We start from the raw sequence: 10,655 nt of genomic DNA, 5'->3' as shown, positions 1-10,655 counted from the left end.
CCCGGCCACCCCCCCCGGGAGGCGGGGCCCCCCGGGGGCCCGCCGCCGGGCCCCCCCCCCGGGGGGGCCCCCGGCCACTCGGCGGGGGCCCCCGCGTTCTTCCGTGTCCACGCCGGCCCATGTTTACGCCGGTCCGTGTCCACGCCGGCCCGTGTGACGCCGGTGCGGCGCCGGAGCCGTCAGGCGGCTGCCGGGAGCCGTACCTCCGCCGGGGACAGCGCGATCTCCAGGACCTGGCGGACGTCCGTCACCGGGTGCACCTCCAGGGTTTCGAGCACCTCGGCGGGCACATCGTCCAGATCGGCCTCGTTCCGCTTGGGGATCACCACGGTCGTGATGCCCGCACGGTGTGCCGCCAGCAGCTTCTGCTTCAGACCGCCGATCGGCAGCACCCGCCCGGTCAGCGACACCTCGCCGGTCATGGCCACATCCGTACGGACCTGACGGCCGGAGAGCAGCGAAGCCAGCGCCGTCGTCATCGTGATGCCCGCGCTCGGGCCGTCCTTGGGCACCGAGCCCGCCGGGAAGTGGATGTGCACCCCGCGTTCCTTCAGATCCGCGACCGGCAGCTCCAGTTCGGCGCCGCGCGAGCGCAGGAAGGAGAGCGCGATCTGCGCCGACTCCTTCATCACGTCGCCGAGCTGCCCGGTGAGGGTCAGCCCCGCCGCACCGGTCTCCGGGTCGGCGAGCGACGCCTCGACGAAGAGGACGTCGCCGCCCGCGCCGGTGACCGCGAGCCCGGTGGCCACACCGGGCACCGCCGTACGGCGCTCCGCCGGGTCCTGGGCGGACTCCGGCACATGGTGGGGCCGCCCGATCAGCGGCCGCAGCCCGGTGTCGGTGACGGTGAGCGGCAGCTCCTGCTCGCCCAGTTCGTGCCGGGCCGCGACCTTCCGCAGCAGCCGGGCGACGGACCGCTCCAGATTCCGTACGCCTGCCTCCCGGGTGTACTCCCCCGCCAGCTTGCGCAGCGCGGAGTCGTCGAGGGTCACCTCGCCCGGTTCGAGACCGGCGCGCTCCAGCTGCCTGGGCAGCAGGTGGTCACGGGCGATGACGACCTTCTCGTCCTCGGTGTAGCCGTCGAGCCTGACCAGCTCCATCCGGTCGAGCAGCGCCTCCGGGATGGCTTCGAGCACGTTCGCCGTGGCCAGGAACACCACATCGGACAGGTCGAGGTCGACCTCCAGGTAGTGGTCCCGGAAGGTGTGGTTCTGGGCCGGGTCGAGCACTTCGAGCAGGGCGGCGGCCGGGTCGCCCCGGAAGTCCGAGCCGACCTTGTCGATCTCGTCGAGCAGGACGACCGGGTTCATCGAGCCGGCCTCCTTGATCGCCCGCACGATCCGTCCGGGCAGGGCCCCGACGTACGTACGCCGGTGTCCGCGGATCTCCGCCTCGTCCCGTACGCCGCCGAGCGCGACGCGGACGAACTTGCGGCCCATGGCGTGCGCCACTCCCTCACCGAGTGAGGTCTTGCCGACACCGGGCGGTCCGACGAGCGCCAGTACGGCGCCGCCGCGGCGGCCTCCGACGACGCCCATGCCGCGGTCGGCGCGGCGCTTGCGGACCGCCAGGTACTCGGTGATGCGCTCCTTGACGTCCTCCAGACCGGAGTGCTCGGCGTCCAGGACGGCCTTGGCGCCCCTGATGTCGTACTCGTCCTCGGTCCGTTCGTTCCAGGGCAGTTCGAGAACGGTGTCCAGCCAGGTCCGGATCCAGGAGCCCTCGGGGCTCTGGTCGGACGAGCGCTCCAGCTTCTCGACCTCCTTGAGCGCGGCCTCCCTGACGTACTCCGGGAGTGCGGCGGCCTCGACGCGGACCCGGTAGTCGTCGGACTCGTCGTCCGCCTCGCCGTTCAGCTCGGAGAGCTCCTTGCGTACGGCTTCCAGCTGGCGGCGGAGCAGGAACTCGCGCTGCTGCTTGTCCACGCCCTCCTGGACGTCCTTGGCGATGGACTCGGCGACGTCCTGCTCGGCGAGGTGCTCACCCAGCCATGTGACGGCGAGCTTCAGCCGGGCCACCGGGTCGGCGGTCTCCAGCAGCTCGGTCTTCTGGGCGAGGGTGAGGAAAGGTGAGTAGCCGGAGTTGTCGGCGAGGGCCGATACGCCCTCGATCTGCTGGACGCGGTCGACGACCTGCCAGGCGCCGCGCTTCTTCAGCCAGTCGGTGGCGAGGGCCTTGTACTCCTTGACCAGTGCGGCGACGGCGCCGGGCAGCGGCTCGGGGTCGGTCTCGTCGACCCGTACCGCCTCGACCCAGAGCGCGGTGCCGGGTCCGGTGGTGCCTGCGCCGATGCGCACCCGGCCACGGCCGCGGACCAGAGCGCCGGGGTCTCCGTCGGAGAGTCTGCCGACCTGTTCGACGGTGCCGATGACGCCGGTGTCCGCGTAGCTGCCGTCGAGCCGCGGAACGAGGAGGACCAGCGGCTTGTTGCCACTGGAGCGGGCGGAGGACGCCTGGGCGGCCTCCACCGCGGCGCGTACGTCCGCTTCGGAAAGGTCCAGAGGCACCACCATTCCGGGCAGCACGACCTCGTCGTCGAGCGGCAGCACGGGCAGGGTGAGCGGTGTGGACGTGTCAGCCATGATCTCCCCTTAGGCAGTGAAGTTGAGCTATGCACACTCAATGCTGAGCGAGGGGGCTGGTGTTCCCGGGCGGGTGTTCGCTCTCAGCGATCGGAGCCGGGGGATGCCGCCGGGGAGGCATCGGGGGAGGTCCCGGGCCCACCCGCCGGTCCGGTCGCCGCGACCGGCAGGGACAGCGCGGAGGGCGTGGCGGGCAGCGAGAGCGCGAAGGGCGCGGCGGGCACGGTCGGCGGTACGGCGGGCACGGCAGAACCCGGAGGCGCGGCGGGCTCGGCGAGCGCGGCTGCCGGGCGGGCCCGGTCCCTTTCGGCCGCCCAGCGGCGCACCAGCGGCCAGCAGGCCAGACCGATGGTGAGCGAGAGCGGGTGCCCCCAGTCGGTGAGCGGGTCACCGAAGGCCAGCAGCGCCTGGACCAGCGCCGTGCCGACCGCCGCCAGGAGGGGCCAGCGGAACAGCGGCGGGAGCAGCCCGGCCAGCGCCCCGACCCCGGCCATCAGTCCGAAGCTGATGCCGTAGTCCAAACGGTGGAGGGAGGAGTCGGGGAGACGGCCCGCGGCGACCGCGACACCGACCGGGAGTTCGGTGGCCAGCGTCGCCACGACATGGCCCGTCAGGAAGACCACACCGGTGCGCAGGGCGCCGATCCGGCGCTCCAGGGCGGTGAGGACCAGCAGGAACCCCACGGCGGACGCCGAGAACAGGCCGCCGGCTATCCACAGGGCGCTGCTCACCAGGACGAGCAGCGGGGTGCGCGCCAGATGCGCCATGTCCGTACTGGAGTCGCGCAGCAGGGCCGCGACGGTGTGCGGGTCGGCGTGCTGCGCGAAGAGCGAGGTGGCGATCAGCACCAGGACGTAGACGAAGGTGAAGGGCGTTCCGGCGGGGGTGGGCAGCAGGCGCAGCAGCGTGCGGCCGGTGGCACCGGCCGGGCGTCGTGTCCGCTGTATGTGGTCCACTCTGTCCGTCCCGTCGGCAGTGGGTCCGTCCGTTCGCCTCCACTCCCCCCAACGTTCACTCTCCGGGATAGCCTCCGAACGCGCCTATGAGGTGCACCACACGAAGCAACCCCCGCGCCGCCCGCGGCGTCCGGGGCCGACCAGGGGGAAACCCATCGATACCGAGGACGTACGCACACTGGACCGGCGCGAGGGCCCGTACGGCGAGGTCGTGCTGCGCGAGCGCGGGGAGCACTTCGAGATCATCGCCAACGGGTGCTTCCTGATGGACACGTCGGACGGCCGTTCGGAGCGGCTGCTGATCGACGCGGCACTGGCCGCGCTGCCGGCCGGTTGCGACCGTCCTTCCGTGCTCATCGGCGGGCTCGGCGTCGGATTCTCACTCGCACACGCCGCTGCGGACCCCCGGTGGGGCACGATCACGGTCGTCGAACGCGAGCAGGCGGTCGTCGACTGGCATCTGACGGGCCCGCTCGCCCGGATTTCCGGCGCGGCGCTCGCCGATCCCCGGACTGTGATCCTGCCCACCGATCTGGTCGCTCACATGCGCGAATCCACATCGGCATATGACGCTTTGTGCCTGGACATCGACAACGGGCCGGGGTGGACGGTCACCGATGACAACGGCGGCCTATACACCCCCAGGGGGCTCGCAGACTGCATGGAACGGCTCAAACCGGGCGGAATCCTGGCCGTCTGGTCGGCCCAGCCCTCGGCGACTTTCGAAGAAGCCTTGCGGAATGCCGGTTTCAGCGGGGTAAGGACCGAAGAGATCCCAGTTGCCCGGGGCGTGCCTGACGTGGTCCATCTCGGTGTTCGCCCTGCGTAGCCGGGACGGCGTCCGTGCATCTAGTCTGCTGACCGGCAGATGAGATACGGATGCCGTGTCCGATTGTCCAAGTGGCGCAGCTGAAACAGCCGCGTACGCAGCAGAACGCACACCAAGCGCACTTCCAGGGGCGGGCGATGGAGCAGACACACACCACCCACAACGGCGTCGCGGCCACGCCGGGCGCCCAGCGCCGGGTGCTGGTCGTCGAGGACGACCCGACAATCGTCGACGCCATCGCCGCTCGGCTGCGGGCCGAGGGTTTCCAGGTGCAGACGGCAACGGACGGCCCGGCCGCGGTGGACGCGGCGGCGGGCTGGCAGCCGGACCTGATGGTTCTCGACGTGATGCTGCCGGGCTTCGACGGCCTTGAGGTCTGCCGCCGCGTCCAGGCGCAGCGGCCGGTGCCGGTCCTGATGCTGACGGCCCGCGACGACGAGACCGACATGCTGGTCGGGCTCGGGGTCGGCGCCGACGACTACATGACCAAGCCCTTCTCGATGCGTGAGCTGGCGGCGCGCGTCCATGTCCTGCTGCGGCGGGTGGAGCGGGCGACCATCGCCGCGTCGACACCGCGCAGCGGCATCCTGCGCCTCGGTGAGCTGGAGATCGACCACGCCCAGCGGCGGGTGCGGGTGCGCAACGACGACGTGCATCTGACACCCACCGAGTTCGACCTGCTGGTCTGCCTGGCGAACACCCCGCGCGCCGTCCTCTCGCGCGAGCAGCTGCTCGCGGAGGTCTGGGACTGGGCCGACGCCTCCGGCACCCGGACCGTGGACAGCCACATCAAGGCGCTGCGCCGGAAGATCGGCGCGGAGCGCATCCGTACGGTGCACGGTGTCGGTTACGCCCTGGAGACCCCGGCACCATGAGCCGCCCGCGCCCCGGGCGGACCTGGAGCACCTTCCGGCCCGGGGATCCGGGCCGGACCCTGGGGCGGGCGCTGTCCCGGCCGTGGCCGTGGAGCCGGGAGCGGCCTCTGCCGGTCTCGATCAAGGCCAAGCTCGGCACGCTCGTGGTGGTGTCGGTCTTCATCACCACGGGGCTGCTGCTGGTGGCGCTGCGCACCAAGACGGAGCTGCGGTTCATCACGGTGTTCTCGGTGATCGCCTCCATGCTGATCACCCAGTTCGTGGCGCACAGCCTGACCTCGCCGCTGGACGAGATGAACACGGTCGCCCGGTCGATCTCGCACGGTGACTACACCCGGCGGGTCAGCGGCGCCGACCGCAGGGACGAGCTGGGCGACCTGGCCACCACCATCAACCGGATGGCCGAGGACCTGGAGGCGGTGGACCGGCACCGCAAGGAGCTGGTGGCGAATGTCTCCCATGAGCTGCGGACCCCGATCGCGGCCCTGCGGGCGGTCCTGGAGAACGTCGTGGACGGGGTGTCGGCCGCCGACCCGGAGACGATGCGCACCGCGCTCAAGCAGACCGAGCGGCTGGGGCGGCTGGTCGAGACCCTGCTCGACCTCTCCCGGCTGGACAACGGCGTGGTGCCGCTCAGAGCGGCCCGTTTCGAGGTGTGGCCGTATCTCTCGGGCGTACTGAAGGAGGCGAATCTCGCAGCCGCGCAGCGCGCGGGCGCCTCGGCCTCCGGTGGCCAGCACACCCGTACCGACGTCCATCTCCATCTGGATGTCTCACCACCCGAGCTGACGGCGCACGCGGACGCCGAGCGGCTCCACCAGGTGGTCGCCAATCTGATCGACAACGCGGTCAAGCACTCGCCGCCGCACGGCCGGGTCACCGTCCGTGCCCGGCGCGGACCGCACCCCGAGTCACTGGATCTGGAGGTCCAGGACGAGGGCCCGGGGATTCCCGAGGCGGAGCGGCACCGGGTCTTCGAGCGCTTCAACCGGGGCCGCGCCCCGTCCCCGCACGGTCCGGGCAGCGACGGCGGCACCGGACTCGGTCTGGCCATCGCCCGCTGGGCGGTCGATCTCCACGGCGGGCGGATCGGGGTGGCCGAATCATCCCGTGGCTGCCGGATACGCGTCACTCTTCCGGGCGTATCGAGAACACCAAGTTGACGTAAAGTCTTCAGCGGAAGCCCGCGTTCCGTAATGAACCCGCGGGTACGCACGTCAGAGGGTGCCGGCCAAGGGGCGGTAGCTGTGACGCGTCATACCCGGATGGTGCGGAACCACGCTTGTTTCCCGCCATTTCAAGCCCCGAAACCAGCTTTCGAGTGTGACTTGCGCGACGTTGCCCCGCCCGGCCTGCACCTCCAGGCCAGGGAGGCGTAGCCTTTATTTCCGCTGTCCATCACCTTGTGAAGCGGAAGAGGGCGGTTGCCGCCGTGTCGTCTCAGTCCCCCAGTAATTCGAGCATCTCGACCGACCAGGAGGAGCAGGGCAAGAGCCCTGCCGATGCTTTCGGTCCCAATGAGTGGCTCGTCGACGAGATCTACCAGCAGTACCTCCAGGACCCGAATTCGGTCGATCGTGCCTGGTGGGACTTCTTCGCCGACTACAAGCCAGGTTCTGCCGGTGCTCCCACCGCGGGTGCGGACCCGGTGAGCGCGAGCCCTCCCCACCAGTCGGGCGAGAGCGGCCGGGCGGCCGCCGCGCAGGGTGGCGCAGCCGCGGGGGCTGCTCCCACCACGGCAGCGGCTCCGGCCGCGCCCGCCAAGCCCAGTAGTGCCCCGGCCGCAGCGCCCGCCGCGCCGCAGGCCCAGGCTCCGGCCGCGCCCGCCGCAGCGAAGCCCGCGGCCGCCGCCAAGCCGGCCCCGGCCGCCAAGCCCGCGGCGAAGGCCGAGCCCGCCGCCGAGCCCGAGGCTCCGGCCGGCCCCGAGCTGGTGACGCTGCGCGGCCCGTCCGCCGCCGTCGCGAAGAACATGAACGCCTCGCTGGAACTGCCGACGGCCACCTCCGTCCGCGCGGTCCCGGTGAAGCTGCTCTTCGACAACCGCATCGTCATCAACAACCACCTGAAGCGCGCCAGGGGCGGGAAGGTCTCCTTCACCCACCTCATCGGCTTCGCGATGGTGCAGGCCCTCAAGGCCATGCCGTCGATGAACCACTCCTTCGCAGTGAAGGACGGCAAGCCGACCCTGGTCAAGCCGGCCCACGTCAACCTGGGCCTCGCCATCGACCTGGTGAAGCCGAACGGCGACCGCCAGCTCGTCGTCGCGGCCATCAAGAAGGCCGAGACGCTCAACTTCTTCGAGTTCTGGCAGGCGTACGAGGACATCGTCCGCCGCGCCCGCGCGAACAAGCTGACGATGGACGACTTCACCGGGGTCACCGCCTCGCTCACCAACCCCGGCGGCATCGGCACCGTCCACTCCGTGCCCCGCCTGATGCCCGGTCAGGGCCTCATCATGGGCGTCGGCGCGATGGACTACCCGGCCGAGTTCCAGGGCACTTCGCAGGACACCCTCAACAAGCTGGGTGTCTCGAAGGTCATGACCCTGACCTCGACCTACGACCACCGGGTCATCCAGGGCGCCGCGTCCGGCGAGTTCCTGCGGATCCTCGCCAACCTGCTGCTCGGCGAGAACGGCTTCTACGACGACCTGTTCGAGGCGCTGCGCATCCCGTACGAGCCGGTCCGCTGGCTCAAGGACATCGACGTCTCGCACGACAACGACGTCACCAAGGCCGCCCGTGTCTTCGAGCTGATCCACTCCTACCGGGTCCGCGGCCATGTCATGGCCGACACCGACCCGCTGGAGTACAAGCAGCGCAAGCACCCCGACCTGGACATCGTCGAGCACGGGCTCACCCTGTGGGACCTGGAGCGCGAGTTCGCCGTCGGCGGCTTCGCCGGCAAGTCGATGATGAAGCTCCGCGACATCCTGGGCGTGCTGCGCGACTCGTACTGCCGCACCACCGGCGTCGAGTTCATGCACATCCAGGACCCGAAGCAGCGCAAGTGGATCCAGGACCGCATCGAGCGCGGCGCGCACGCCAAGCCCGAGCGCGAGGAGCAGCTGCGCATCCTGCGCCGGCTGAACTCGGCGGAGGCGTTCGAGACCTTCCTGCAGACCAAGTACGTCGGCCAGAAGCGCTTCTCGCTCGAAGGCGGCGAGTCCGTCATCCCGCTGCTCGACGCGGTCATCGACTCGGCGGCCGAGTCGCGCCTGGACGAGGTCGTCATCGGCATGGCCCACCGCGGCCGTCTCAACGTGCTGGCCAACATCGTCGGCAAGTCGTACGCGCAGATCTTCCGCGAGTTCGAGGGCAACCTCGACCCGAAGTCGATGCACGGCTCGGGCGACGTGAAGTACCACCTCGGCTCCGAGGGCACCTTCACCGGTCTCGACGGCGAGCAGATCAAGGTCTCGCTGGCCGCCAACCCCTCCCACCTGGAGACCGTCGACCCGGTCGTCGAGGGCATCGCGCGCGCCAAGCAGGACATCATCAACAAGGGCGGCACGGACTTCACCGTGCTCCCGGTGGCGCTGCACGGAGACGCGGCCTTCGCGGGCCAGGGCGTCGTCGCCGAGACGCTCAACATGTCGCAGCTGCGCGGCTACCGCACCGGCGGCACCGTGCACATCGTCATCAACAACCAGGTCGGCTTCACCGCCGCCCCGGAGTCGTCGCGCTCCTCGATGTACGCCACCGACGTGGCCCGCATGATCGAGGCGCCGATCTTCCATGTGAACGGCGACGACCCGGAGGCCGTGGTGCGCGTCGCGCGCCTCGCGTTCGAGTTCCGTCAGGCGTTCAACAAGGACGTCGTCATCGACCTCATCTGCTACCGCCGCCGCGGTCACAACGAGGCCGACAACCCCTCGTTCACGCAGCCGCTGATGTACGACCTGATCGACAAGAAGCGCTCGGTGCGCAAGCTCTACACCGAGTCCCTGATCGGCCGCGGCGACATCACCCTCGAAGAGGCGGAGCAGGCGCTCCAGGACTTCCAGGGCCAGCTGGAGAAGGTCTTCGCGGAGGTACGCGAGGCCACGTCCGAGCCGTCCGAGGCGTCGGTGCCGGTCCCGCAGGCCGAGTTCCCGGTCGCCGTGGACACCTCGATCTCCCAGGAGGTCGTGAAGCGCATCGCCGAGTCGCAGGTCAACATCCCGGACCGGATCACCGTCCACCCGCGGCTGCTGCCGCAGGTGCAGCGCCGGGCCGCGATGATCGACGAGGGCACGATCGACTGGGCGATGGGCGAGACCCTCGCCATCGGTTCGCTGCTCCTGGAGGGCACCCCGGTGCGCCTCTCCGGCCAGGACTCGCGCCGCGGGACCTTCGGCCAGCGGCACGCGGTGCTCATCGACCGCAAGACCGGTGAGGACTTCACCCCGCTGCTCTACCTCTCCGACGACCAGGCGCGTTACAACGTCTACGACTCGCTGCTCAGCGAGTACGCGGTGATGGGCTTCGAGTACGGCTACTCGCTGGCCCGCCCGGAGTCGCTGGTCATGTGGGAAGCGCAGTTCGGTGACTTCGTCAACGGCGCGCAGACCGTGGTGGACGAGTACATCTCGGCCGCCGAGCAGAAGTGGGGCCAGACCTCCGGCGTCACGCTGCTCCTCCCGCACGGCTACGAGGGCCAGGGCCCGGACCACTCGTCCGCCCGCCCGGAGCGCTTCCTCCAGCTGTGCGCGCAGAACAACATGACCGTCGCCATGCCGACGCTCCCGTCGAACTACTTCCACCTCCTGCGGTGGCAGGTGCACAACCCGCACCACAAGCCGCTGGTCGTCTTCACCCCGAAGTCGATGCTGCGCCTCAAGGCGGCGGCCTCGAAGGCGGAGGAGTTCACCACGGGCGGCTTCCGTCCGGTGATCGGGGACGACAGCGTCGACCCGGCCGCCGTGCGCAAGGTGGTCTTCACGGCCGGCAAGGTCTACTACGACCTGGACGCGGAGCGCACCAAGCGCGGCGTCACGGACACCGCGATCATCCGTCTGGAGCGGCTGTACCCGCTGCCGGGTGCCGAACTGCAGGCGGAGATCGCCAAGTTCCCGAACGCCGAGAAGTACCTCTGGGCGCAGGAGGAGCCGGCGAACCAGGGTGCCTGGCCGTTCATCGCGCTCAACCTGATCGACCACCTGGACCTGGCGGTCGGCGCCGACGTCCCGCACGGTGAGCGCCTGCGCCGCATCTCGCGGCCGCACGGCTCGTCGCCCGCGGTCGGCTCCGCCAAGCGCCACCAGGCCGAGCAGGCCCAGCTGGTCGCCGAGGTCTTCGAGGCCTAGGCGGTACGAGCGGATCCACCCGTGGGGGGGGGGGGGGGGGGGGGGGGGGGGGGGGGGCGCCCCCCCCCCCCCCCCCCCCCCCCCCCCCCCCCCCCCCACCACACCCCCCCCCCCCCCCCCCACCCA

6 protein-coding genes are annotated in these 10,655 nt (G+C 70.8%); 4 read left to right on the top strand and 2 right to left on the bottom strand.

From position 1 onward, the window contains the following. Window positions 1–179 precede the first annotated feature (179 nt). Together lon and ACFXBC_RS00095 are read right to left on the bottom strand one after the other, a co-directional pair. Window positions 180–2,582, bottom strand: coding sequence for an endopeptidase La (lon, locus tag ACFXBC_RS00100; RefSeq protein WP_385016520.1), 2,403 nt, complete (start codon window positions 2,580–2,582; stop codon window positions 180–182). A gap of 83 nt (window positions 2,583–2,665) precedes the next feature. Further along, window positions 2,666–3,538 (bottom strand): rhomboid-like protein, encoded by an 873-nt coding sequence (locus ACFXBC_RS00095; RefSeq protein WP_385016517.1) that lies wholly within the window; start codon window positions 3,536–3,538, stop codon window positions 2,666–2,668. A 211-nt stretch (window positions 3,539–3,749) separates the two neighbouring features. On the opposite strand from ACFXBC_RS00095, the gene ACFXBC_RS00090 reads away from it, so the two are divergent. The 4 genes from ACFXBC_RS00090 (at window position 3,750) to ACFXBC_RS00075 (ending at window position 10,529) form a co-directional block, all read left to right on the top strand. Continuing rightward, window positions 3,750–4,367, top strand: coding sequence for a spermidine synthase (locus ACFXBC_RS00090; RefSeq protein WP_385016514.1), 618 nt, complete (start codon window positions 3,750–3,752; stop codon window positions 4,365–4,367). 137 nt (window positions 4,368–4,504) lie between these two features. Further along, on the top strand, window positions 4,505–5,242 hold the full coding sequence (locus ACFXBC_RS00085) for a response regulator transcription factor (RefSeq protein WP_385017065.1): 738 nt from the start codon (window positions 4,505–4,507) through the stop codon (window positions 5,240–5,242). Further along, on the top strand, window positions 5,239–6,405 hold the full coding sequence (locus tag ACFXBC_RS00080; protein WP_385016511.1) for an ATP-binding protein: 1,167 nt from the start codon (window positions 5,239–5,241) through the stop codon (window positions 6,403–6,405). The genes ACFXBC_RS00085 and ACFXBC_RS00080 overlap by 4 nt, the downstream gene beginning before the upstream one ends. Before the next feature lie 269 nt (window positions 6,406–6,674). Then, window positions 6,675–10,529 carry a multifunctional oxoglutarate decarboxylase/oxoglutarate dehydrogenase thiamine pyrophosphate-binding subunit/dihydrolipoyllysine-residue succinyltransferase subunit gene (locus ACFXBC_RS00075; protein WP_385016508.1) on the top strand — a complete coding sequence of 1,285 codons (3,855 nt, stop codon included), beginning with the start codon at window positions 6,675–6,677 and terminating at the stop codon, window positions 10,527–10,529. The last annotated feature ends 126 nt before the right edge of the window (window positions 10,530–10,655 follow it).

This window comes from Streptomyces sp. NPDC059398 (genome assembly GCF_042751845.1).
Taxonomy (GTDB): domain Bacteria; phylum Actinomycetota; class Actinomycetes; order Streptomycetales; family Streptomycetaceae; genus Streptomyces.
This window is presented reverse-complemented; position numbering and strand designations above follow the sequence as displayed.

What these genes read in the sequence shown, in the direction of transcription:
- lon (WP_385016520.1), bottom strand. Translation starts at nt 2,582, where the DNA reads ATGGCTGACACGTCCACACCGCTCACCCTGCCCGTGCTGCCGCTCGAC.
- ACFXBC_RS00085 (WP_385017065.1), top strand. Translation starts at nt 4,505, where the DNA reads ATGGAGCAGACACACACCACCCACAACGGCGTCGCGGCCACGCCGGGC.
- ACFXBC_RS00080 (WP_385016511.1), top strand. Translation starts at nt 5,239, where the DNA reads ATGAGCCGCCCGCGCCCCGGGCGGACCTGGAGCACCTTCCGGCCCGGG.